Source organism: Aquimarina discodermiae (assembly GCF_040786235.1).
Lineage (GTDB): Bacteria > Bacteroidota > Bacteroidia > Flavobacteriales > Flavobacteriaceae > Aquimarina.
The window spans coordinates 45,473-68,796 of the sequence record NZ_JBFMKP010000025.1; the positions used below are offsets into that span (position 1 = coordinate 45,473).

Below are 23,324 nucleotides of genomic sequence, written 5' to 3' on the forward strand. Positions count from 1 at the left end.
GTTTTTTATAAATAAACTTTTCTCATATGAAGTTCAATAAAATTGTAAATGTATTATAATGGTATTTTGTAATGGTGTGCTAAAAGTCGTTTATAAGTTTTATGTCTTTGACAGGTCTTTTATTCAATGAAATGAGGCTTTATAAAGAAGTATGCTCATAATGTACGGGATTTCCGTTATTCATTAGATGAAAATAAAGTTTTACATAGAAAAACATAAATAAAAGAATCGATTAACGGACAATTATAACTGTTTTTAGTTAAACTGACGTTAAAACTTACGTACAATTCACTAGTTAAATTTATGGTTTTTTCCTACAATTTTTGTGTGACAGATTTTTCCTGTTAATTTTGTTTCTGTTGGGCTTTTTTACTAAAGCAATAGTGTTGCAAAAAATACGCTTATTTCATTTTTGAATTCTTGTTAATGTCTGTTTTTTAGTAATATGTGTTAGGGTTTTACCACATGTAGATTTTTTGTTCGAATTCTTAGTTTTGGGCTTTAACACAAATTTTTTACTAATATGAAAAAACTAAATCAACTTGCTTTAGGTACAATACTTACAGCATTACTCATTACTTCTTGTCAGAAAGAAAATGTTTCGGATAGCAATGTAGCATCTGGTGTAGAACCAACAAGTGCCGAAGGGAAAATTATTCCAGGTCAGTACATAGTTGTTTTTAAAAATTCTAAAATTTTACCTGCCTCAAAAGCTCTTGAAAAATCATCGTTTACCAATAGAGAATCAAAAGCCAAATCGGTTAGAGGTATTTCTGAAGTTTCTATTAAAAAGATGAATTCTATTTTATCTGATAATGATTTAGATCAAACCAACGTAATAGATTATTACACAACCAAAATTTCTGGGATGACTATTAAATTAGAAAGGGATGAATATCAAAAGCTATTTAATGATCCTAATGTAGCAGCTATAGAATTGGATAGAGTAGTAGAATTGCCAAAATATGAAATAGAAGCTATGACTTCTGGTGATGCATCCCAAAAAATGGCACAGGAAACACCTTGCGGAATCTCTAATGCAGGAGGTTTTGCAGATGGTTCTGGGAAGAATACATGGATTTGGGTTATAGATAGTGGGATCGATTTAGATCATCCAGATCTTAATGTAGTTACAGATACAAGATATGCCAGATCTTTTGTAGGTGGTTCTGCCGATGATTGTAACGGCCATGGCACACATGTTGCCGGTACTGCCGCAGCTATTAATAATGGTATCGGGGTTGTAGGCGTTTCTGCAGGAGCGCGTGTAGTGCCGGTAAGAGTTTTTGGATGTAGCGGTGGTAGTAGTACGTCTACCATACTTGCGGGGGTGGATCATGTAGGTCAATATGATCTTGCTGGAGATGTTGCCAATTTGAGTTTAAGAGGTTTTTTTGGTTCTGATTGTGCAAATAGTTCACCATATCGCAATTCATTATTTGCACTAGCGAATGCAGGAACATTTGTTGCTATTGCTGCAGGAAATGATAGCTCTAATGCCGATGTCTATCAGCCCGCTTGTGTAAATGGGAATAACATATATACAGTTGCCTCTATGACGTGTAACAGAGGATTCTCATCATTTTCTAACTATAATATGAATCCGATTGATGTGATCGCTACAGGAAGTAGTGTGCGAAGTACATATCTGAATGGAGGCTATGCTACGCTTAGCGGTACGTCTATGGCCTCTCCGCACGTAGCAGGAATTATGCATGCCAGAGGAAGTGGTCCAAGAACTGCTGGATCGGTTAACAATAGAGGTGAAAATTATCCTATAGCCGTACGATAAAGAGTGATCTTTGTTTTTTGACAAGTGGTTTTTCCATTGGTTACTTCAAAAGCCAGACAATAATGTCTGGCTTTTAGTACTTTGTGACCTCGATGATTCAAAATTCAAGCTTATAAATATATAAAAATAAGTGCTGCATGATTATTGATCCTCCCACGTTAAAATAAAAAAACCTTTGATTATTTAAATTACAGGTTTTTGCAATATTCATGATCTCTACAAGACATGTATAGAAACCTTTTGAAAAGAATAATTAAAAATCAATGAACTAGCAGAACATTTTATAAGTACTTAATAAAATAAGGAAAATGGATTATACCAGTTTTTGATGTATGAATATTTCACAAGCGACCTAACCAAATGATATTACCTTCTTCCGGTGTTTTTACCAGAAAACATATGATAATTCCAAACTTGGAAGATCAGATATTTGTAAATACCAAAAATGAGGTAATTAAAATCTGAATCTTGATTTTTATCTGTTAAAGATGTATTAGATATTTCTTTTTTGTTTAATGATTTACTAAATTTGTTAAACAAAATGTCATTCGTGAAAAAGAAACAGCTTCCCGAAAAAATATGTGTTGTTTGCAAACGGCCATTCATCTGGAGAAAAAAATGGGAAAAAGTTTGGAGTGATGTTAAATATTGTAGTAAACGATGTAGAAGCAATAAAAAAATAATTGCATGAGTAAAACAGGTTTGGTTTGGTTTCGAAATAATCTTAGAGTGCACGATAATACTTCATTGCATAGAGCAGTTTCTGAAAATGAAAAAGTAGTTGGTCTTTTCTGTTTTGATCCAAGGAGTTTTAAAAAAGATCGTTTCGGGTTTAAGAAAATGGAAAAATATCGAGCTAAATTTTTGATAGAGACTGTTACTGACCTGAAAAGAAATCTAAACAAACTCAACATCTCGCTTTTTATTTATAAGAATACACCAGAAGAAATACTGCCGTTACTTATAAAAGACTATACAATAACTTCAATATACTTTCAAAAAGAGTGGACATCCGAAGAGATTAAGGTTGTTCAAAATGTGAAAAAAATCGAGGTATGTAAGCACTTAAATTGGATATCATCTTTTGACCAGTTTTTATTTCATCCAGAAGATATACCTTTTACTGTCGAAAACATCCCACAAGTATTTGCCAACTTTAGGAAAAAGTGCGAAAAATACGCGCCTGTAAGATATGAATGTAACATATCGACTTTAACTCTCGAAAATAGAATTGATGATGAACAGCATGCTCCTACATTACAGGAGCTTGGTTTTGAGAGTTTTGAGGTGGATTCTCGAACTGCTTTTCCTTTTGAAGGAGGAGAAAATGAAGCCCTAAAGCGAATTGAGGAGTACTTTTGGAATACCCATAAACTCTCTTATTACAAAAAGACAAGAAACGGACTTATTGGCAAAAACTATAGCTCTAAACTTTCTGCATGGCTGGCCAATGGTAGTATTTCTCCCAGAACAATTTATCATGAAGTCAAAAGATATGAACAAGAAATCTTGAAAAATGATGATACCTATTGGTTGATTTTTGAATTAATTTGGCGTGATTTCTTTAAATATATTTCACTCAAACATGGAAACACAATTTTTAGAACAAAAGGAATTCTAAATAAAGAATATACATGGTCTACGGATCAAAATTTGATTTATGATTGGATAAATGGCATGACACACGAACCTTTTGTAAATGCCAATATGCTAGAGTTAAAACATACCGGGTGGATGAGTAATCGAGGTCGACAAAATGTAGCCTCCTTTTTTGCGAAAGAACAAAAACTCGACTGGCGTATAGGGGCCGCTTATTTCGAATCTTTATTGATGGATTATGATGTGCATAGCAATTATGGAAACTGGCTATATGTTTCAGGAGTTGGTAATGACCCCAGGGATAGAAAATTCAATATTAAATTACAATCCGAGCGATATGACCCTAATCAAAAATACCAAACTATTTGGCTTCAACCTACATTATTTTAAGTTATGATATTACGACTTATACTTGGCGATCAATTGAATCATCAACATTCCTGGTATCAGGGGGCAAATGATGAGGTATGCTATTTTATGGCAGAGATGCGACAAGAAACGGATTATGTCAAGCATCATATACAAAAAGTTGTTGCTTTCTTTTTAGGCATGCGTAATTTTTCAAAATGGTTGAAAAAAGAAGGGTTTAACATTATATATTATACTTTAGACGATCCAGATAACCAACAAGATTTAGTAGCTAATTTAAACGATCTGATTCAAAAAAAAGGGATTACCAAGTTCGAATACCAATTACCCGATGAATATCGCTTAGATATGCAGCTTAGAACGCTGTGTGATCAATTAACTATTCCAACCAAAGTATTTGATACCGAACATTTTTTAACATCAAGAACTGATCTTGCCAATTTTTTTAAAGGGAAAAAGCAATACATGATGGAATACTTTTATCGCTACATGCGTAAAAGATATGATATCATGATGATAGATACTAAAAACCCAGAAGGAGGTAAATGGAATTTTGATCAATCTAATCGTAAAAAATGGAAGGGAAAACCTGAAATTCTTTCGGCAAAAACATATAAACACCAGGTAACAACTATTGTCGAGCTAATCAGAAATCAAGGTGTTGATACTATTGGTAATATTGATTCTAACCATTTTAATTGGCCCATAACAAGGGAAGAATCCCTAGATTTACTCAATTATTTTTGTAATCATTTACTGAAACATTTTGGTGATTATCAAGACGCTATGCACACCGAAGAAAAATTTCTTTTTCATAGCCGATTGTCCTTTGCAATGAACAGTAAGATGTTACATCCAAAAGAAGTGATCAACACTGTAGTAGAATATTGGCGAGAACATCAGAAGGATATAGATATTTCGCAGGTAGAAGGATTTGTAAGACAGATTTTGGGTTGGCGAGAATATATGCGAGGTATGTATTGGGCAAAAATGCCTGAATATCGAAAAACGAATCATTTGGATAACAAAAATGCGCTCCCTGATTTCTATTGGACTGCAGACACGAAGATGAACTGCTTGCATGCTACGATCAAACAAAGTTTAGATGATGCTTATGCACACCATATCCAACGATTAATGATCACTGGTAATTATGCGTTACTTACACAAACACATCCAGATGAGGTTGATCAATGGTATCTAGGTATTTATATTGATGCTATAGAATGGGTAGAGATAACTAACACCAGAGGAATGAGCCAGTTTGCAGATGGTGGAGTTGTAGCAACCAAGCCCTATGTCTCCAGTGGGAGTTATATAAATAAAATGAGTAACTATTGTAAAACTTGTCATTTTAAGGTAGCTAAAAAAATCGAGGAAGATGCATGCCCTTTTAATGCCTTGTACTGGAATTTTTTAGACGATAAAAGAAGTTACTTCGAGTCTAATCAACGTATGCGAATGATGCTTACTTTATTAGATAAAATGGATAATGAACATTTACAAGCACTGAAAATAAGGGCTAATCATATTATAAATAACCCCAATGAATATTAATAACAAAGAACATATTAACATTGTTTGGTTTAAAAGAGATTTGCGATTGCAAGATAATGAGGCAGTTTATAATGCTATTTCTTCTAATAAACCTGTTTTGTTGATATATATCTTTGAAAAGTCCCTTAAAAGAGATCCACATTATAGTGCCAGACACTGGAGGTTTATCAAACAATCTCTGGTAGATCTGAACCAAAAATTACTACCACACCACACTAAAATCCTAACGTTATCTTCCGAAGTGGTTCCTGCATTCAGAATGCTCCTTCAATTCTGGAAGATAGATACTGTTTTTTCTCACCGGGAAACCGGAATCAGAAAAACATTTGAGCGCGACAAGCTGTTTAGAAAATTTTGTAAAAATAATTTAATTACCTGGGCAGAGAATAATAATAACGGAATTAAAAGAGGCTTAAAAGACAGACAGTTATGGAATGAAGAATGTGAAAGGTATTTGACCCAACCTCAATTCGAATTTGATGCAACTTCCAAAAAATTTATTTCGCTAGAAACCATTAGTAAGCTCGAAAAATACTTTACCATTCAAGATATTAGAGTGTTTGGTAAAAGTAATTTTCAGAAGGGAGGTAGCATTATGGCAATGAAATATTTACATTCCTTTTTTTACAAAGGGAGATATAAAAATTATAGTTTTCATATTTCTAAGCCCGACTTATCAAGAAAAGCGTGTAGTAGATTATCTCCTTATTTAGCTTGGGGCAATGTGTCAATTCGAGAGGTATACCAATATGCAAAAGAGTTTCGAAAAGTCTCGAGTAATAAGAAACAAATAGACGCTTTTACTTCCAGGCTTCGGTGGCAAATTCACTTTGTGCAAAAATTTGAAATGGAAGATATTATGGAGTTTGAAAGTGTAAACAAAGGGTTTCATGCATTAAAAAAGAATATTTCTAAAGAATATCAAAAAGCATGGCGTGAAGGCAAAACAGGATATCCTTTGATCGATGCCTGTATGCGCTGTTTGAAAGAGACCGGATACCTTAATTTTAGAATGCGTGCGATGGTTGTTTCCTTTTTTACACACAATTTATGGCAGCCATGGCAAGAAGCAAGTGCTTATTTATCAAGTTTGTTTTTAGATTTTGAGCCAGGAATTCATTTTCCTCAATTGCAAATGCAAGCAGGTGAGACAGGGATTAATATGCTTAGGATTTATAACCCTATCAAGAATAGCATTTCGCATGATCCAGAAGGAACGTTTATAAAAAGATGGATTCCAGAATTAGGTAAGATTCCTGTAGAGTTTATTCATGAACCTTACAAAATGACAGCACTTGATCAAAAGTTTAACAATTTCGTTTTAGGAGAAGACTATCCACTTCCAATAGTAGATCTAAAAAGCACTCGAAAAAGAGCTAGTGATACCCTTTGGAAAATGATTACCGAAGATCCTGTAGTAAAGCAAGAAAGTAAACGAATACTTAAAAAACATACTTTGCCTAATAGGAAAAAAAAACAATAAATATGGACAAAAAAATTTCTGAAAAGGACATTGATAGAATTATCGAAATGGCATGGGAAGATCGAACACCTTTTGATGCAATAGTCATACAGTTTGGACTAAAGGAACAAGAGGTAATTAGCTTAATGCGCAGAGAAATAAAAGCTTCAAGTTTTAGACTATGGAGGAAAAGAGTACAAGGACGTAAAACGAAACACCTAAAGAAACGTGAATTTGTGAAAGGAAAGTTTAAGTGTGCAAGGCAGAGACAAATTACCAACAATAAAATTTCAAAAAGATGAGAGAAAAAGGGGAAAAGCCAGATGATGTCGTGTTTAATGAAAAAGAGGGGAAGTATGATGCTGCTTTAAAACCATATGCAACAAATCTTGGCGCACCGGTAATTGCTATAAATGATACCTCTGCATGGAAAAATGACGGTATCAATAGAGTAAATAAACTAATCAAAGCTAAGTATGATGAGCTTAAAATTCAGTATGATACTTTGATTAAAGAATTTGAGTACAATAACTTAGTGTATAGTGCAAAGTATAGTTTTGAGCCAGTAATTGGAGAGGTTTATCATTTATATAAAAACAAAGCTGAACGACCTTTTCTTTCGATTATTGATCCTTCAGAATGTAGCTTCAACCATGTAGGAAGTTTTAGATTAAAGGGTGATAAAATTTGGGAAAAAGTATAAGTATGTTACAAAACAAGTATTAATGAATTTGTTAACGAAAAAATAGTTGTACTTAAAAAAATATACAATCTGAGTGTTTTGACAATTTGTAAATATATATGAAAAGACAATAGATAATTTCTAAATCAAATAATATGAAAAGTAATTTGAAAAAACTTTGCACCATTACTATAGGTATGGATTATTTGTTAAATGATTATATATTTTATAGTAATGGTATGATAAGGCATAGGTATAGTAAAAGTACGTTTACTTATAGTTTTATAAAATGGTTAAAACCCGGTGAATTAAATAATATCATAAAACGTAGAATTATCGAAAACTGCCCTAAGAAGTACAAAAGGCAAGTTCGCCAAATATTAGAATTCAACTTAAGAATGAATCAATCATCCATTAATAAATAAAGAATGAAAAAGAAGGATTGTAAAATTCACATTGTAGGGGCGGGGATAAGTGGATTAATAGCAGCAACAGTTTTAGAAGAACATGGTTATCATCCTGTTATTATAGAATCTGGAAACATGGCAGGAGGAAGGGTGAAAACGGATAATGTAGAGGGGAATCAATTAGATCATGGATTTCAGGTGTTACTTACAGCTTATCCAATGGCTCAAAAATATTTAAATTTTAAAAAATTAGGATTACAAAAATTTTTACCTGGAGCCGTTGTTTTTAATCTAAAAATTCCTCGAGGCTCTGCCTCGGGGTTTCAATTTTCTCCATCTCCCTTTGGGGGAGAGGGTTGGGGTGTGGGGGAAATAAAAATTTCGGTTTTTGATCTTCAGGTCAAAATGAAACCAGCGAAATACCCCTGAGGCTCTGCCCTTGGGATAGTTGGTTTCAGGAAATTTTTTATTAATGGAAGGCAAAAAATTTTAGGAGATCCATTAAGGAATTTTTCTTTATTATTTCCAACGCTTTTATCCAATATTGGTAGTTTTTCAGACAAAGTAAAGGTTCTAAAGCTAAACCGAATTTTAAAGAAAGTAGCAATCGAAGAGATTTTCGAAGAACAAGAAGAGTCTACACTTTCATTTTTAAAAACATTTGGTTTTTCTAATGCTATTATTGAACAGTTTTTCAGGCCTTTTTTTAGCGGAATATTTTAGAACAACATCTTCAGACATCATCAAGAATGTTCAAGTTTGTATATAAAATGTTTGGTGAAGGAAGTGCTGCTATTCCAAAATCAGGTATTGCAGGAATTCCAAATGAATTGATAAGTAAGTTAAATCACACTGCTTTTCATTACAACACTAGAGTAAGTACTGTAGAAGAAGGTGTTATTGTATTAGAGAAAGAGGAAAAAATAGAAAGTCATTTTACCATAATAGCTACAAATCCTGATTTGATCAAAGCAAACTTGAAAAATCAACAGTTAAGCTGGAAAAGTTGTGACACGTTGTATTTTGAAACTGAAACACGTGTTATAAATAAACCTCTTATAGGGTTACTTGCGGCTAAAGGAGCTCTTATCAACAATATTTGTTACCATACTGCGCTTCAAACTGCTTCTCATTCGAAAAAAGAACTACTCTCTGTCACTATCATAAAAAAACATAATTTGGATGAGCAAACTTTGATTGAACAGGTCAAAGACGAACTAAAAAGGTACTGTAAAATCAGTACGAATCGTTTTCTTAAACGATACTCAATCAATAAAGCACTTCCGGACTTGACTAATATACAGTATGAAATGCTTCCGTCTGAAACTAAATTGACATCTACCATATTTATTGCAGGGGATCAACAGCTTAATGGTTCGCTCAATGCAGCTATGGTTTCTGGAGAAAAAGCGGCATTGGGAGTAATAGAATCATTAGAAAATAGATAAATTCAATAAGGATTTATTTTAAAACTTAATTGATAAGTTATACCAATAATCGAATTTCCAAATTCGAAACTCTCAATAGGACTCAGTTATGTATGATGGATATTATGATGTCCTTTAAGTAGCAGTTATATGGATTTATATTTTTCTTAAATTTAATTTATTGTTTAATTAAAATGTGTAATTTGTTAAACAAAATTATAATATGTGCTACCTTTGTAAAAGTTTAACCTAGCTAACAATACTTTTCATTTATGAATAATAATATAGACGGATCTATAAAAAAGAAAACTGCTATTATTAGAAGAGAGCATTTTAATGCAGCACATAGACTTCATAACCCAGATTGGAGTGATGAGAAGAATAAACGTGTTTTTGGAAAATGTAACAACCCCAACTACCATGGTCATAATTATGACTTAGAAGTGAAAGTAATAGGGTATATACAGCCAGAAACGGGGTATGTTATGGATGCCAAGGTATTATCTGATCTTATTAAAAACCAGATAACAGAACGCTTTGATCATAAGAATCTTAATTTGGATGTAGCTGAATTTAAGAAAGTAAATCCTACAGCCGAAAATATAGCAACGGTGATCTATAATATTTTAAGAGTACATATAGACCAAAACTTGGAAATTAAAATAACGTTGTACGAAACACCAAGAAACTATGTAGAGTACCCCTGTTAGTTGGGTAACTAAGATTAGATGATCGTAGTGTATAAAACCTTAAGAATTTGTTTGTATTTACGTATTTGATAAAAACACTAATAAAACTACATATTAAGCGATGTATTTTATTTGTAATACATCTATAAGAGTAAAAAAAAAGAATACCCTGTTAAAAAGGTAAATAAACAGGGTATTCTCCATTTTAAGAAACTAACCAATCAATCATTACAACTTTATTTTTATAGATATCTTTATAAAAAGATAATAAGTGCTATCAAATAGAACTTGTATTTCTATATTTTTAAATACTTTATATAAAAATACAAAATGTTTAATGAATAATTAAAAATATTAAACAAAAATTAACTATTTTACGATGTAAATCAATTGTTAAATAGATAAACTAACGGTTAAAAATAGATAGGTAAGTCTAAAACACCCATAAAAGGAGAATTGTTCAATGAAGTTTACTTTTATAAGATAGAAAATCGATGTTGTTTTGTACTTATGATGCTTTCAAACTTTATTATGAGGTGCTAACAACAGCATAGCAGGTTAAACAAATAAAAACTTTTAGTTATAGAGTATAGTATAGATAAAAAGTACAAGTTTGTAAAGACAAACACGCCAAAAAGTAAAGCTTTGAAAAAGAAAAATTAAAGATAAGCGCCAAAAGCTAATTCCGTAACAAAATGTCGAACTGCTAACGGTCTTTTGGGAATAACGTCTAAAGGGTTAGAATATTAATGTCATCACAACCATTATGTTGGGTTCTGTTTTAGAGATTCATTTTTTTGTAGTAGCTCTAACTTTGCTAATATTTCTTGAGCTTCTGCATATTTTTTATCACTTTCTTTGCGATTGACACTGGATAATTTGTGCCATTGGCTCATTAATTTTTCAAACTTATCTCTAAGTATTTCCGTTTGACTTCTTTTTTTAAATAATCTAATCATGATTCAATAGTGAATTTAAGTTATATTCATTTGATATGCTTTGTTATTTTGGTACTTAGTGGATTGGTAATAGAGAAATAATAGTCTATCAGTGCTCCGTTTCTATCGATCAAATATTTTTGAAAGTTCCATCGTATAGAAGAGTCTTTTTTTCTATTTAATTTTTTGTTCGTTAACCAATTAAATAGGGGGTGTTGATTTTTACCTTTAACTTCAATTTTTTCGGTGATCAAAAAAGTAACTCCGTAGTTTTTTTGACAAAAAGATAGTATTTGTTTCGAATTCCTGGTTCTTGATTTCCAAACTGATTACAAGGAGCTCCTATAACCACCAAATCTTCTTTATATTGATTACTTAATTTTTCTAAATCTTCATATTGTTTTGTAAATCCACATTTGGAGGCTACATTAACAAACAATAAAAATTTCCCCTCAAAATCAGACAAATTAATCTCATTGCCTTCTATACTATTGATTTTTATATCATATATAGAACTGTTTGCTGGAGCTGTTTTGATATCTCGAGAAATCGTTTTTGCTTTTTTAATGAGTTTCATTTTTTACATTTTAAAGGTTACAATACCACAATCCATTTCAAAAATTTGCCCAGAGATGGCATTTGTTTTATCAGATAGAAGAAACACTGCCATATCAGCTACTTCCTGGGGGTTTAATATTTTTTTTAAAGGGTGCCTATCTTTGATAGTTTGTATCATTTTATCATTTCTCAATAATTTGGAAGCCAATTCTGTATCGGTAACCGTGGGTGCTATGGCATTAATACGTATAACGGGCGCCAATTCTGCTCCCAGGGATTTTACCAATCCCTCTATTCCTGATTTTGATGTCGCGATACTAGCATGAAATGGCATTCCAAGTTTTGAAGCGACACTACTAAATAGCACTATAGAAGGAGAAGTTCCTTTTTTTAAAACATTTAGATACGTTTGAATTGTTTTTACAGCACCAATGACATTAATTTCAAAATCTTTTCTAAAGTCCTCTAAATTTAATCTAGAAATTGGTTTTAGGTTGATACTACCGGGACAATATACCAAACTATCCAGGCTTTCAATTTCTGGTAGCTCATCATGGATAACGTCACAATCATAGTGAGTCAAATTAGCATGACTAAAATCAGGAGAGGTTCTACTGATATTAATGACTTTATCTTTTTCAACTATACTTTTGATAATGGCATTTCCGATACCCTTACTTCCACCAACTACTAATACATTTCTCATATGTATTGACTGTTGATGTAGTTTTGTATTTCGGCTATTTTGGCAGGCGTATTTAATGCCCCTCCAAAATAAGAAGTAACGGTCTGCGAAGTATCATCTTTAACACCTCTAGAGGATACACATAAGTGTTTTGCATCAATAATTACCGCAACATCCTCGGTCTCTAAAACGTGTTTTAATTCTTCTGCAATTTGATTCGTTAGTCGTTCTTGTACCTGTGGACGTTTGGCAAAATACTGAACAATTCTGTTCAATTTAGAGAGTCCTAATTACCTTTCCAGATGAAATGTACGCAACATGTGCTTTGCCAATAATAGGAACAAAGTGATGCTCACAATTAGAATAAAACGTTATGTTTTTTTCTAACAACATTTGTTGGTATTTATAAATGTTGTCAAACAAAGCTATTTTAGGCTTGTTTTTTGGGTTTAAACCAGAGAATATTTCGTCAATATACATTTTGGCTACTCTCATTGGAGTTCCTCTTAAAGAATCATCTGCTAAATCCAATCCCATAACATCCATAATTTCTGAAAATAAATTCGCTATTCGCTCTTTCTTTTCATCATCAGACATATCAAAAGCATTTTCTTTTATTGGAGTTTCTATTCCCGTACTAATGTGATCATCTCCAATATCATCTATAGAAAATCCATTTAATATACCCTTGTTGGGATTTGGTAAAGTGTCTATATCTAGTTTCATGTATTTTTTATTTGCTTAACTATTACTGTTTTAATTATTAAATTTTAATCATTCTCATCTTCTTCTTTGTGGAGATTAAGTATGTGCTAAAATAAATTCTTTTTTATCTAAAATCATTATTAAAATTAAATGCCTGTAGAGATTTTGCTATTGATTTTTGCTAAGTTTTTGGCTTTTAAACAATATTAGACATTTCAAAAAATCGATACTATTTATAATCAGAAAAATAAAGATTTAGATCGTTTCAATGTGGGGAAATTTCTGGTCAAATTCTAACTTCATTACCATTAGCTTTTCAAAAAAAGAAGCATTTTCTCTATGAGTTATAGTATTCTTAAAATGTACAAATCTACCTTGTGCATGAATACTAAACCCATTTGTTTTATAGAGGTAAAATTGATAGTAGGGTATAATCCAGGTATAATTTTTTAATCCTTTATTGATATTTAATAAGATACCTCCAGGGCGTAACTCTATATTCGCATAGCTAATGTCAGAGACTCTATTGATATAGGTTTGTAAATTTGGACTTACCTCATCTATAATCATTCGTCTGGATCCAATTCCTTTAAGCTTAATGCGTTGCAAAAAAGAAAAAGGTTTACCGACCAGATCATTAATGATTGCTCTGTTTTTTTTATTAAAATATGTAGTATCTAAAACCATTTTTTATCACGGACATTTGCTAGGTTTATAGTTGTGAATACACTGGGAGGTTACCTAAGGCGTTTTTCTAATTTTTTCTTCTTTATGGTTAGACGTTTCATAATGTCCATGAGTTTTGAATCCTTGGTGCTTTTATAAATTTCGTTCAACCCAAGAATAATTGCTTTAGCCTCTCGCGAAGCAATCACCCGATCACTAGTGGTCATATTACTCATTTTCGTATTTTCAAATTCCAAAGCTTTTTTAAGTAGTTCCATTTCTTTTTTATTTAAAGATACATTTTGTTTATTAATTTTCAAAAATGTTTAAACAAAATTAACTTTTCAAACAAAAACCACTTCATAAAACAACAATTAAAGGCTTTAAATCCCTTATTATCTAATAGTTGTTGTTGTGATTTGTGGTGTGTTTTATATTATTTTACTCTAAACTTATCTTTTGGATAGCAAAAGACTGATAAGGTTTTATTAGGTTAGATTAAAAATGTTCTCTAAGGTTACATATCGATGTTCAAAAATAGTAGTGAGTTGCTTTTTGATAAAGATTTTCTGTGCCAAATGACCTAAAAACCCAAACGGAATTTTATATGAAATTTTATCTTTCATTAAGGTTTTTCCGTCTGGTAATTCTTCAAAAAAATGCTCATGATGCCACATTTTGTAAGGTCCAAAACGTTGCTCATCTATAAAGAAAGATTGATCTTTTACCTGTGTTATTTCGGTTACCCAATTCGATTTTATGCCTGGTAAAATACCAACTTTATAAGTTATTATTTGCCCAGAATATGCTTTTCTATCTACAGCAGAAGTGATCTGAAACCCCATATGCCTGGGAGTTATTTTTTGTAAATTATCTGGCGAACTAAAAAAATCCCACGCAGCATCCAAAGGGACGTTTAGGACTTGTTCTGTTTCTAAGGTATAGATTCCTGAATGTTTCTTAAAATTGATCATGATATGCTATAATTTTAGGTAACTAAAAAACAATAGTAAGTTTTTTAGTTCATTCAATAGTATTTTAGGTTTTTTCTTCATTAAATCACCAAAATTTTATCGATGACAAGCTTAAAATTCTCATTTTTCTTATTACCAATTAAAATGGCAATTTCCTTTATGTTTTGGGATGAGAAATTATTTATTCTTAGCCTATTACCTCTAAATGAGGGGTAAAAATCCTCTAGAGGGATCTCTATTCGTTGCATAGTATCGTTTGCAAAAAATGAGTGCACATACCAATGTCTTTGGTTTACATCTGATTTTAACCTAAACTGGTACTTCTTGTTATCTCCTTTTACATATAAGACGATTTTTTTATGTTTTTCGGTAATTTTAATATCTACAGGTAATCGTGTCATTGCAAATCCCCCGTTATTTGCTGTAGAGACATTTCCTAGAAAAACACCATGACCGTTTTCATCTATCGTCATTCTGGAAGTGGATACCCCACCCATGACATCATCATTCGTTTGTTGCCATGCCAAAACCGAAGTCTCTTTGGTAAAATCAAAAATTAAAATTTCCTTATTTAAAAAAAGCATTCCTAATACTACCAATAGTTTGTACATTTTTTAGTTCAATTTTAGTGGTCTGTTTAATACGGTTTGATTTAAAAATGAAAAGAACAAACCTATATTTGCAAGTTATACTCTACAACCTATTATTTTTATCATTTATGATGATTTTGGTCTTTGATAGGCCAGTCTCCTTTTTTGTGTCGGTACTACGTAGCCGTCTAATCCGTTGATCGTTGCCGTTTCTGCTTCTACCAGGTCTACAAAACCATCTTCTTTTACCAAATGATCGTCTACAAAAACATCTAAAATCTCTCCTAATACTAATATGGTATCATTAGATTTGATATAATATTCTTCTAAGTATTTCATGGCTATTTGCACTGGACTTTGATGTACAAACGGTGCAAAAAACTCATTTTTATATACTTCGGATAATATAGTTTTGTCAAATTCTGATACTTCCGAAGCATATTTTGCAGAGGTATGATGTGCATCTTCAATGATCGATGATACAATATGATTAATCGTATAAAACTGGGTTTGTTTTATGTTGTCATAGGTATTTCTTGTAACGGTTTTTGGTCTTAGAACAAATCCTAAAATAGGAGGATTAGATCCATAATGCACTACAGAACTAAATACTGCGACATTACTGATTCCGTCTTTTGACTTCGTAGCGATCAAATTAGCCGATTTAAAACCAGACAGACTATTTACAAAGTTTATTTTGTACAAGTGATCTAAAGCGTCAATATCTTTTCGTGTAAAATGCATTATAAATTTTTGTAGTTGTTGATCTTTACGTTAGTGGCTTGTAAATCGTGCATCAGATTATACAAACCAAAAAAGGTTCTATTGATATAAATAAAATGTTTGGACCCACGATTTCCATTCATTTTTCTACGTTCTGTGCTTTTAGAATATTTCTGACCTAAGGTTGCTATTTTAGCAAAGAATATACTATCAGAAAAATCAAACTCTTCTTTATGAAAGGGTTGTGTAAAAAGGGATAGCATTTCATAAAAAAGTGCTGTAAAAAACTCTTTTTCTTTTGGGGTATCATCTGCTCTTAGGATCTCTAGTTCGAACAGTTTTTCTTCAAAAAAAGAAGGGTTTTCAATATTTTCTTTCTTAGCGAGTTCGAAATAGGGGATATAAAAATCTTGCGGAACCTTTTTTATGCATCCAAAATCAATAACGATTAACTCATTAGTATCAGATACCAGAAAATTGCCAGCATGAGGATCGGCATGTACTTTTTTTAAGACATGCATTTGATACATATAAAAGTCCCAAAGTGCTTGCCCTAATTTATTAAGAACCGCTGTTGGATGCTTTTTCTCTAAAAACTCAGAAAGATGAAGCCCTTCCATCCAGTCCATCGTTAAAATCTTTTCAGAAGAGAACTCTTGATAGTATCTCGGAAACTTTAGATTAGGAATGTTACTGCATTTGCTAGCCATTTCTTTACTCTGTGCTAACTCCAAAACATAACTGGTTTCTTCTATTAATTTATTTTCGACTTCTTTAAAATAAGCATCAGAACCTTCTCCTTTGATATTAAACATTTTCATTGCAATGGGTTTTACCATTGCCAAATCAGTCGAAATGCTCTCGGCTACACCTGGATATTGGATCTTTACAGCTAACTCTTTATTGTCTTTTGTAGCTCTATGTACCTGACCAATACTTGCGGCATTTATAGATGCTTTAGTAAAGGTATCAAATACTTCACTTGGCATTTTTTTGAAATACTTTTTAAAAGTTTTTACTACTAGAGGCGGTGACAATGGAGGAACCGAAAACTGTGATAAAGAAAACTTTTCTACATAAGCATTAGGGAGTAGGTTTTTTTCCATACTTAGCATTTGTGCCACTTTTAATGCAGAACCTTTAAGCGTTTTTAATCCATCATAAATATCTGATGCATTAGCCTCATTTAATCTTTCTTTGGCAACCTCTTCAGATTTTACAATTTTTTCTCCATAATATTTTGCATAGTTCACACCTACTTTTAGTCCTGTAGTGACTAATTTTGAAGCGCGTTGTATTTTTGATGTTGGAATGTTATCTATATTTTTCATAAGGTCGGCATTTTTTCTTTCCATAAAAACTTTGCAAAATCGAACACGCTTTTTACCGGAGTGATATTACTAAGATCAAAACTTGCTTTTAAAGATTTCTCTATAAAAAGATCGGTTTTTTCAAAATTCTTAGACTCATCCTCTAACCAAAATTGCAATGTAAATATCAAATGTATCCAAGAGCTTTCTGCAATACTTTTATCCTGTATTTTATTGATTTTTTCATTCTTGAAATCAATAGTATCTCTATAAATTTCCTGATTCACAAAATCAATAAATGCGATACGTAATTTAGAAAGTAGCTTCAGTGACTCTAATTTATTTTTATTCGCTTTTAACTTTGTAAACACATAAGATCTGTTGGCAGTCAAAAGCTCGAAAAAAGTATAGTAGAAGCTTAATAGCTTACTTTTTGAGTCATACTCTTTATATTCTTTGTTTTGATGCAGCAGTGCTACTGTTTTTGAACAAAAGATGCTAAAAATCTCTTTTTCTAATGATTCAAAACTGCTAAAATGCTGATAAAAATCACTTTCTTCAAAACTGTATTTCTTGGCAAAAGCATATATAGTGGATAAGTTTTCGCCGGTCAATATGCTTTCCATATACACTTCCATAATTTTTTCTGATGAGATATTCTTTTTTTGAGCCATAATTTTTAATTTAATTATAAAAAACAATGAATGCGTTTAAGCTTGTTGCAATAGTCATCCATACTAAATATGGAGCTATCAAAAGGGTGTAAAATTTCATACTTTTAAAATTTTCAAATGTAAAATACCCTATCAATAACCAGAGCAAAACAATGACCAATAATCCTACCAATATTAAATGTTGATTAAAGAAAATGAAATTCCAACTTACGTTTAACAACCATTGAACTGCATACAGAATAATTAGTTCTCTATTTAAAAAACTATATCGAAAACTTAGTTTGGTCATGTAGAATGAGAAAAGTATCATAATAATAGACCAAGCGGAACCAAAAACCCAGTTAGGTGGTGACCAAGGGGCTTTATTTAGCTCTAAATACCATGTAGTCCTGGGGCCATTTTCCATTAAAATCACTCCCAAGCCCAAAGCAAAAAAATTGTAGAGCAGAAATATAAAGAACCTTACAAATTTATTCGTATACATATTTTCTGAATAGATTATTCATATCTTTAGTATGTGACAGATATATGTTGATCAAAAAAAACATATTGTCTATGGTAAAAAAGACTTAGTCACATATAGTAATGATTTTCTCATAATTATGAAAATACATTTCAATGTATACAAATTTACTAATTTTGTTTAACAAAATGATTTTTTTATTAAACAAAATTATATTTTATTCAAGAATTCTACTACCGAGGGATAAATATTAATGTTTGCGTTAAAGTCCAAATTCTCAACCTGCATTGCCTTGGGGCCTATTGCTATTAATTTATGTTCACTGTTTGATAAAATCTTTTCAATTTCACGAAAATAGAGTTCTACTTTATCGTTAGAAGGTTGGACCGTTAGTGAAGTTATCAAGCAAATTTTATGTTCATTTTTAAAAAAGTAACTTAAATTATCCAGAGGCAAACTTTGTCCTAAGTATATCGTTTGATTACCTCGTAAAACAAGCTCATAATTTAAATACAACAATCCAAGTTCATGTATTTCGTTTTCTGGTAAGAACAAAACATAAATACAGTTAGAGGAAGAAATAGAATGTTCTAACTGATCGGTATTAATTTGTATTTTTTGAGCAATCAAATTAGATATAAAATGCTCGTGAGCAGGAAGTAAAGTGTCTGTTTGCCACAATAAACCAATATGGTTTAAAAAAGGTATAAACACCTCTTTAAAGATTTCTCGAAATGTTTTTTTATGTAGTAATTTATTATAAGTAGCGTTAAACTGAGCTTTATCAAATTGAAACATTGCTAATTTGAAAGAGTTAATAGCTTCATCATTAATGGCGGTTTTGAACGCCAACTCTCTTGCTTTTATAATGATGGTCTGGTCTGACATTTCTGCAACTTTAGAAATCTTATAGTTATTCTTAAGAAGCAAAGCAACATTTAGTAATTTTAATAAACAATTTGAAGAGTAATACCTTATATTGGTATTGGTTCTTTTGGGTTCTAAAAGACCGTATCTTTTTTCCCAAATACGAATTGTATGAGCTTTTATGCTTGAGATATTTTCAAGATCTTTTATAGTGAAATCTTCTTTTATACTGTTCAATTTATTTATGTTTTTGATAAACAAATATAATGGTTTTAAATTAGCTCTAAAAATTGTTTTTGACCTCTAAAGCTTTTGGAAAATTAATTTACTCTATAAAATCATTATTTCATATATCGACATTCTTTTATTTAATATTAAAAGAGCATTTGCAAAATTTCACCTAAAATTAGCGACTAATAATGAATTATTTCACACGGTGTTTAATCGATATCGTGGCAAAATTGACAAGAAGAAATATATAATATTCAATAATTCGTGAACTATACGCTTTCTGTACTTTAATCTTTAAACTTAAAAATCAGATATTTGAGTTCTTTTCTGATATTAAATTTAACAGTTGTTTTCTTGCTTATCCGCAGAGGATTCAAACCAATTAAATACTGATAATCAACGATTAGTGTGATTTAAAGAATATTATCTAGTATGGTGAAAGTGTTTAGTTTTTGAATCATAAACAATTGATTGTGAATAAAATAAAAAGAGGTAAATATTTAATTTACCTCTTTTAGTGACCCCGAACCCTCAGAGTTCAAACTTTTTGATACAGGATTTGAAAGATATAAATGCTTTTGTGAACAGACACTCAGACTTTTTTAACACTTAAAATCAAATAATTAATCTTAATTATTAAACAAAGAAACCTCTACATATTTTCAACATGAATTTAATATCTATTAAGAATATTCAAGTAATTCTTAATGTCAATTCTAATATACAAAACTAATATTAGCTTATTCTTTCTGTAAAACTTCAGAGCTCATAACCCGAAGGTCACAAATTATTTTTTGTTCTCATTTTTAATATAAAAATTTGACAGTTAATCACTTGACCTCTGTTTAAAGAAAGAGTTTGGTTGATATACTTAGGATCAGGATCAAATGTTGCGTTTATGCAATACTTTGAACACTACCGATTCTAAAAACTACATTTATAGCTATTTAATATTTTTTGATCTACCTTTTAGTTATCAATTACAATAAACTCACTTCTTCTATTTTGAGCGTGTTCGTCCTTACCACACTTAACATTATTATCACATCTGTTTATTAGAACGGTTTCTCCATATCCTCTACTTTTTACTCTTGAAGGATCAATACCTTTACTAATAATGTAATTTGCAGTAGCTGTTGCCCGTTTTTTAGAAAGTTTCATATTATAATAATCACTTCCTTTACTATCTGTATGAGAACCTATCTCTATTTTAATTGACGGATACTCTTTCATATACTTGATAACTTTATCTAGCTCTTTTGCAGATTTATCTAAAATTAACGCTTTATTAGAGGCAAAATATATGGGCTTAAGATTTAAAAGTTTGGCTAGGTCAATACCTTTTTCTGGTACATTACTTTTTAAATTCACAGTTTGAAAAGGGTATGGATTATCTCTTTTTACCTCAATAAGAGTCTCAGCAGGGTCATAATCCGCCTTTTTTACAAAAACTTCATAAAACTTATCCCCACAATCCAAATTCACATGCACTTCTCCTTTTTCATTGGTTTTTCCTATATATACAGTATCATTATTGTCTTTATTTTTAATTTCTACTCCTGCATTATCAAGAACTTCACCTGACTTTTCATTAACAACAATAACTTTAAGACCACCTTCGCATTTAGTAATTAGTGGAGTCGTTTCAACAAAACTATAAATATCATCGTTTCCTTTTCCTCCCGAGCGATTAGATGCAAAAAAACCTTTCTTCGAACTTTCATCAAAAACAAAAGTTACATCATCTGCAACACTATTTATTGGCTCACCTATGTTATAAACCGTAGTGTCATCTCCATCAATTTTTACTGCAAAAATATCTAATCCTCCTAATCCAAGGTGCCCATCAGAAGAAAAATACAAGACTCCCGATTCGCTTATAAAGGGAAATGTATCTCTACCTTCTGTATTTATAGTAGGTCCTAAATTTTGCGGAGTACTAAACGAGCCATCCTGATTGATTTTAACTACGTATAAATCAGACATCCCATAACCCCCGGGCATATCTGAAGCAAAATACAACTTGGTTCCATCGGGACTAAGAGCAGGGTGCGCTACAGAATATTCATCATTATTAAATGATAAATCTTCAACAGAATCCCATCTTGATTTATCATTTAATTGAGCCTTATAAATTTTCAATCGATTTACTCCCGTAGAATCTTTTCCAAATTTCGAATTTAATAAGTTATTTCTTGTAAAATAAATTACATCTTCTTTTTTCGAAAAAGCGCAGGTAGACTCATGTAGTCTGGAATTTAAATCCTTTGAAAAGCTTTCTGGATACTCAAAATCACCTGATTCTTTTAAAGTAAGACTGAACAAATCTAAATAAGGTTGCTGTGTCCATCTATTTTTCTTGGCAGTAGATTTAATGGTTCCTCTTGCAGAAGAAAATACTAACTTATTCTTATAAACAACCGGGGCAAAATCGACGTAAGCAGAGTTTCTAGGTAAGTTTTTAATAGTATATCTTCCAGATTGCAAACGAATATCTTCCAGATATGTTGGATTTTCTAGTAATCTTTTAGCTCTCGAATCACTATTCTTCAATGTTGCTACCTCTACCAATAGGCTATCTGCCTTTTTGTACTCTTTTAGATGTTTTAGACATTGAGAAGCTTTAAAATAGTATTCTACTCCTATTTCTTTATTTAATTTTTCTTTTGTTGTTAATGCTCTTTCTTTAAACATTTCCTCATACCACTTTGCTGCGGTTTTAAGATCAGAGTTAAAGAAATAACAATCTCCTAATCTTTGATATACTTCGAGCGTTGCATTTCCTGAGTTAATTATTTGATTATACTCTTTTATAGCCTCAGAATAAGCATAGCTATCGTAATAATCATTTGCCTTTTTAAATTTATTATCCTGTGAAAGAAGATAGCTTACACTAAAAAAGCACAATAAAAATATATGTATCGTTAAATTTTTCATGACAATAGTTGGTTTACATTAAAAGAATCTAGGGTAAAGAACTTTTTCTTGTTTTTTGAAAATCTCATATCTAAGGACAAATTCATAGGACCCCGCATTAAATTCGGTATTTCCTAATTCTGTAGTCTCCCAATCATAAGCAAAGCCCAGCATTATAGTGTCTGAAACTTGAAAACCTGCAAGAAAACTTGCTGCAGCACTCCATCTATATGCCAATCCTAGGGTCAATTTTTCTTTAAACAATACGTTAGCCGAAACATCTACCTGAAGTGGTGCTCCACCTACACCTTTTATCAATGTAGCGGGTTTTAATTTTAAGTTCTCATTAATATTAAAAACATACCCACCTATCAAATAATAATTGATTCGTTCTTTTGCCAAAAAGGATGAAGCTATATTATTGGTAGATGACTCATCAAAATGCTGAGTTTGAAGTAAATTTGGCGCTGAAAATCCCACATAAAATTTATCTGTATGATAATATGAACCAATTCCTATATTAGGCGAGAATTTATTATCAATATTTGTATCTAACAATACATCTGAATTGGTGTATTGATTAAGATCATTAAAATTTACATCTAGTAAATGCCCCCCAGCTTTTACTCCAAAAGCTAGTTGTCCTTCTACAGAGGTATTAATCGTATATGAAAAATCAACATCTAAAAAGGTTTCCTGTGTCGGACCAATTTTATCATTTACAATCGATACTCCTAAACCTACTTTATTACTTGTTCCAATTGGAGAGTGTACATTAAGAGTTTGAGTAACTGGCGCTCCTCCTATTCCAACCCATTGGTTTCGGTACAGTCCCGTTATACTAATTGCGTCTCTGGATCCGGCATAAGCAGGGTTAATACTTATAGTATTGTACATATACTGTGTGTACTGAGCATCTTGTTGACCAAAGCTTACATTGGTCAAAATAATTAATAGTATGGTTAGTATATAATTTTTTTTCATTTCGAAGGGGTTATTTTGTTTTATTGAGGAGTACGATCGTACTCCCCAATTTTAAG

Annotated in this window: 22 protein-coding genes and 3 pseudogenes; 10 read left to right on the plus strand and 15 right to left on the minus strand. The window is 31.5% G+C overall.

Going from position 1 to position 23,324, the window contains the following annotated elements:
- Nucleotides 1–523: 523 nt before the first annotated feature.
- From ABW636_RS16290 to ABW636_RS16335, 10 genes and pseudogenes are all read left to right on the plus strand, one after another.
- Nucleotides 524–1,792, plus strand: a complete 1,269-nt coding sequence (locus ABW636_RS16290; protein ID WP_367591127.1) for a S8 family serine peptidase — start codon at nt 524–526, stop codon at nt 1,790–1,792.
- A 541-nt stretch (nt 1,793–2,333) separates the two neighbouring features.
- Nucleotides 2,334–2,483, plus strand: coding sequence for a DUF2256 domain-containing protein (locus ABW636_RS16295; RefSeq protein ID WP_445012695.1), 150 nt, complete (start codon nt 2,334–2,336; stop codon nt 2,481–2,483).
- A complete protein-coding gene (locus tag ABW636_RS16300) occupies nt 2,480–3,781 on the plus strand; it encodes a DASH family cryptochrome (RefSeq protein WP_367591129.1) in 1,302 nt (433 codons plus the stop codon). Before ABW636_RS16295 ends, ABW636_RS16300 begins: the two co-directional genes overlap by 4 nt.
- Before the next feature lie 3 nt (nt 3,782–3,784).
- Nucleotides 3,785–5,317, plus strand: a complete 1,533-nt coding sequence (locus ABW636_RS16305; RefSeq protein ID WP_367591130.1) for a cryptochrome/photolyase family protein — start codon at nt 3,785–3,787, stop codon at nt 5,315–5,317.
- Nucleotides 5,307–6,800, plus strand: coding sequence for a cryptochrome/deoxyribodipyrimidine photo-lyase family protein (locus ABW636_RS16310; RefSeq protein ID WP_367591131.1), 1,494 nt, complete (start codon nt 5,307–5,309; stop codon nt 6,798–6,800). The genes ABW636_RS16305 and ABW636_RS16310 overlap by 11 nt, the downstream gene beginning before the upstream one ends.
- Before the next feature lie 2 nt (nt 6,801–6,802).
- Nucleotides 6,803–7,081, plus strand: a complete 279-nt coding sequence (locus ABW636_RS16315) for a TIGR03643 family protein (RefSeq protein WP_367591132.1) — start codon at nt 6,803–6,805, stop codon at nt 7,079–7,081.
- Nucleotides 7,078–7,482 carry a DUF2452 domain-containing protein gene (locus ABW636_RS16320; RefSeq protein ID WP_367591133.1) on the plus strand — a complete coding sequence of 135 codons (405 nt, stop codon included), beginning with the start codon at nt 7,078–7,080 and terminating at the stop codon, nt 7,480–7,482. Before ABW636_RS16315 ends, ABW636_RS16320 begins: the two co-directional genes overlap by 4 nt.
- Before the next feature lie 407 nt (nt 7,483–7,889).
- Nucleotides 7,890–8,159: pseudogene (locus tag ABW636_RS16325) on the plus strand (NAD(P)-binding protein); the annotation flags it as partial.
- A gap of 458 nt (nt 8,160–8,617) precedes the next feature.
- Nucleotides 8,618–9,316 carry an FAD-dependent oxidoreductase gene (locus tag ABW636_RS16330; RefSeq protein ID WP_367591135.1) on the plus strand — a complete coding sequence of 233 codons (699 nt, stop codon included), beginning with the start codon at nt 8,618–8,620 and terminating at the stop codon, nt 9,314–9,316.
- Between the two features lie 251 nt (nt 9,317–9,567).
- A complete protein-coding gene (locus tag ABW636_RS16335) occupies nt 9,568–10,005 on the plus strand; it encodes a 6-pyruvoyl trahydropterin synthase family protein (RefSeq protein WP_367591136.1) in 438 nt (145 codons plus the stop codon).
- Nucleotides 10,006–10,748: 743 nt separating this feature from the next.
- Here ABW636_RS16335 and ABW636_RS16340 read toward each other — a convergent pair.
- From ABW636_RS16340 to ABW636_RS16410, 15 genes and pseudogenes are all read right to left on the minus strand, one after another.
- The gene (locus ABW636_RS16340; RefSeq protein WP_367591137.1) at nt 10,749–10,943 is read right to left on the minus strand and encodes a Lacal_2735 family protein; all 195 of its coding nucleotides are present in this window, start codon (nt 10,941–10,943) and stop codon (nt 10,749–10,751) included.
- Between the two features lie 26 nt (nt 10,944–10,969).
- Nucleotides 10,970–11,499 (minus strand): annotated as a pseudogene (locus ABW636_RS16345) (glutathione peroxidase).
- Between the two features lie 3 nt (nt 11,500–11,502).
- On the minus strand, nt 11,503–12,186 hold the full coding sequence (locus ABW636_RS16350; RefSeq protein ID WP_367591138.1) for an SDR family NAD(P)-dependent oxidoreductase: 684 nt from the start codon (nt 12,184–12,186) through the stop codon (nt 11,503–11,505).
- Nucleotides 12,183–12,891 (minus strand): annotated as a pseudogene (gene folE, locus ABW636_RS16355) (GTP cyclohydrolase I FolE). The gene ABW636_RS16350 and the pseudogene folE overlap by 4 nt, the downstream one beginning before the upstream one ends.
- A gap of 234 nt (nt 12,892–13,125) precedes the next feature.
- Nucleotides 13,126–13,557, minus strand: a complete 432-nt coding sequence (locus ABW636_RS16360; RefSeq protein ID WP_367591139.1) for a hypothetical protein — start codon at nt 13,555–13,557, stop codon at nt 13,126–13,128.
- Nucleotides 13,558–13,607: 50 nt separating this feature from the next.
- On the minus strand, nt 13,608–13,814 hold the full coding sequence (locus ABW636_RS16365; RefSeq protein WP_367591161.1) for a hypothetical protein: 207 nt from the start codon (nt 13,812–13,814) through the stop codon (nt 13,608–13,610).
- Between the two features lie 210 nt (nt 13,815–14,024).
- Nucleotides 14,025–14,510 carry an SRPBCC family protein gene (locus tag ABW636_RS16370; RefSeq protein WP_367591140.1) on the minus strand — a complete coding sequence of 162 codons (486 nt, stop codon included), beginning with the start codon at nt 14,508–14,510 and terminating at the stop codon, nt 14,025–14,027.
- Nucleotides 14,511–14,590: 80 nt separating this feature from the next.
- Entirely contained in the window at nt 14,591–15,121 is a 531-nt protein-coding gene (locus ABW636_RS16375) for a CIA30 family protein (RefSeq protein WP_367591141.1), read from the minus strand.
- 105 nt (nt 15,122–15,226) lie between these two features.
- Nucleotides 15,227–15,844, minus strand: a complete 618-nt coding sequence (locus ABW636_RS16380; protein ID WP_367591142.1) for a flavin reductase family protein — start codon at nt 15,842–15,844, stop codon at nt 15,227–15,229.
- The gene (locus tag ABW636_RS16385; RefSeq protein ID WP_367591143.1) at nt 15,844–17,154 is read right to left on the minus strand and encodes an ABC1 kinase family protein; all 1,311 of its coding nucleotides are present in this window, start codon (nt 17,152–17,154) and stop codon (nt 15,844–15,846) included. Before ABW636_RS16385 ends, ABW636_RS16380 begins: the two co-directional genes overlap by 1 nt.
- A complete protein-coding gene (locus ABW636_RS16390) occupies nt 17,151–17,807 on the minus strand; it encodes a TetR family transcriptional regulator C-terminal domain-containing protein (RefSeq protein ID WP_367591144.1) in 657 nt (218 codons plus the stop codon). Before ABW636_RS16390 ends, ABW636_RS16385 begins: the two co-directional genes overlap by 4 nt.
- A gap of 10 nt (nt 17,808–17,817) precedes the next feature.
- A complete protein-coding gene (locus ABW636_RS16395) occupies nt 17,818–18,291 on the minus strand; it encodes a TspO/MBR family protein (protein WP_367591145.1) in 474 nt (157 codons plus the stop codon).
- A gap of 189 nt (nt 18,292–18,480) precedes the next feature.
- The gene (locus tag ABW636_RS16400) at nt 18,481–19,374 is read right to left on the minus strand and encodes a MerR family transcriptional regulator (protein ID WP_367591146.1); all 894 of its coding nucleotides are present in this window, start codon (nt 19,372–19,374) and stop codon (nt 18,481–18,483) included.
- A 963-nt stretch (nt 19,375–20,337) separates the two neighbouring features.
- Nucleotides 20,338–22,305 carry an OmpA family protein gene (locus tag ABW636_RS16405; RefSeq protein WP_367591147.1) on the minus strand — a complete coding sequence of 656 codons (1,968 nt, stop codon included), beginning with the start codon at nt 22,303–22,305 and terminating at the stop codon, nt 20,338–20,340.
- A gap of 18 nt (nt 22,306–22,323) precedes the next feature.
- Nucleotides 22,324–23,268: a PorP/SprF family type IX secretion system membrane protein gene (locus tag ABW636_RS16410; protein WP_367591148.1), complete on the minus strand. Its 945-nt coding sequence runs from the start codon at nt 23,266–23,268 to the stop codon at nt 22,324–22,326.
- Between the last annotated feature and the right edge of the window lie 56 nt (nt 23,269–23,324).

Bases quoted from the DNA above. Each gene is read 5' to 3' on its own strand.
- ABW636_RS16290 (WP_367591127.1), top strand. From the start codon at position 524: ATGAAAAAACTAAATCAACTTGCTTTAGGTACAATACTTACAGCATTA.
- ABW636_RS16295 (WP_445012695.1), top strand. From the start codon at position 2,334: ATGTCATTCGTGAAAAAGAAACAGCTTCCCGAAAAAATATGTGTTGTT.
- ABW636_RS16300 (WP_367591129.1), top strand. From the start codon at position 2,480: ATGAGTAAAACAGGTTTGGTTTGGTTTCGAAATAATCTTAGAGTGCAC.
- ABW636_RS16305 (WP_367591130.1), top strand. From the start codon at position 3,785: ATGATATTACGACTTATACTTGGCGATCAATTGAATCATCAACATTCC.
- ABW636_RS16310 (WP_367591131.1), top strand. From the start codon at position 5,307: ATGAATATTAATAACAAAGAACATATTAACATTGTTTGGTTTAAAAGA.
- ABW636_RS16315 (WP_367591132.1), top strand. From the start codon at position 6,803: ATGGACAAAAAAATTTCTGAAAAGGACATTGATAGAATTATCGAAATG.
- ABW636_RS16320 (WP_367591133.1), top strand. From the start codon at position 7,078: ATGAGAGAAAAAGGGGAAAAGCCAGATGATGTCGTGTTTAATGAAAAA.
- ABW636_RS16330 (WP_367591135.1), top strand. From the start codon at position 8,618: ATGTTCAAGTTTGTATATAAAATGTTTGGTGAAGGAAGTGCTGCTATT.
- ABW636_RS16335 (WP_367591136.1), top strand. From the start codon at position 9,568: ATGAATAATAATATAGACGGATCTATAAAAAAGAAAACTGCTATTATT.
- ABW636_RS16340 (WP_367591137.1), bottom strand. From the start codon at position 10,943: ATGATTAGATTATTTAAAAAAAGAAGTCAAACGGAAATACTTAGAGAT.
- ABW636_RS16350 (WP_367591138.1), bottom strand. From the start codon at position 12,186: ATGAGAAATGTATTAGTAGTTGGTGGAAGTAAGGGTATCGGAAATGCC.
- ABW636_RS16360 (WP_367591139.1), bottom strand. From the start codon at position 13,557: ATGGTTTTAGATACTACATATTTTAATAAAAAAAACAGAGCAATCATT.
- ABW636_RS16365 (WP_367591161.1), bottom strand. From the start codon at position 13,814: ATGGAACTACTTAAAAAAGCTTTGGAATTTGAAAATACGAAAATGAGT.
- ABW636_RS16370 (WP_367591140.1), bottom strand. From the start codon at position 14,510: ATGATCAATTTTAAGAAACATTCAGGAATCTATACCTTAGAAACAGAA.
- ABW636_RS16375 (WP_367591141.1), bottom strand. From the start codon at position 15,121: ATGTACAAACTATTGGTAGTATTAGGAATGCTTTTTTTAAATAAGGAA.
- ABW636_RS16380 (WP_367591142.1), bottom strand. From the start codon at position 15,844: ATGCATTTTACACGAAAAGATATTGACGCTTTAGATCACTTGTACAAA.
- ABW636_RS16385 (WP_367591143.1), bottom strand. From the start codon at position 17,154: ATGAAAAATATAGATAACATTCCAACATCAAAAATACAACGCGCTTCA.
- ABW636_RS16390 (WP_367591144.1), bottom strand. From the start codon at position 17,807: ATGGCTCAAAAAAAGAATATCTCATCAGAAAAAATTATGGAAGTGTAT.
- ABW636_RS16395 (WP_367591145.1), bottom strand. From the start codon at position 18,291: ATGTATACGAATAAATTTGTAAGGTTCTTTATATTTCTGCTCTACAAT.
- ABW636_RS16405 (WP_367591147.1), bottom strand. From the start codon at position 22,305: ATGAAAAATTTAACGATACATATATTTTTATTGTGCTTTTTTAGTGTA.
- ABW636_RS16410 (WP_367591148.1), bottom strand. From the start codon at position 23,268: ATGAAAAAAAATTATATACTAACCATACTATTAATTATTTTGACCAAT.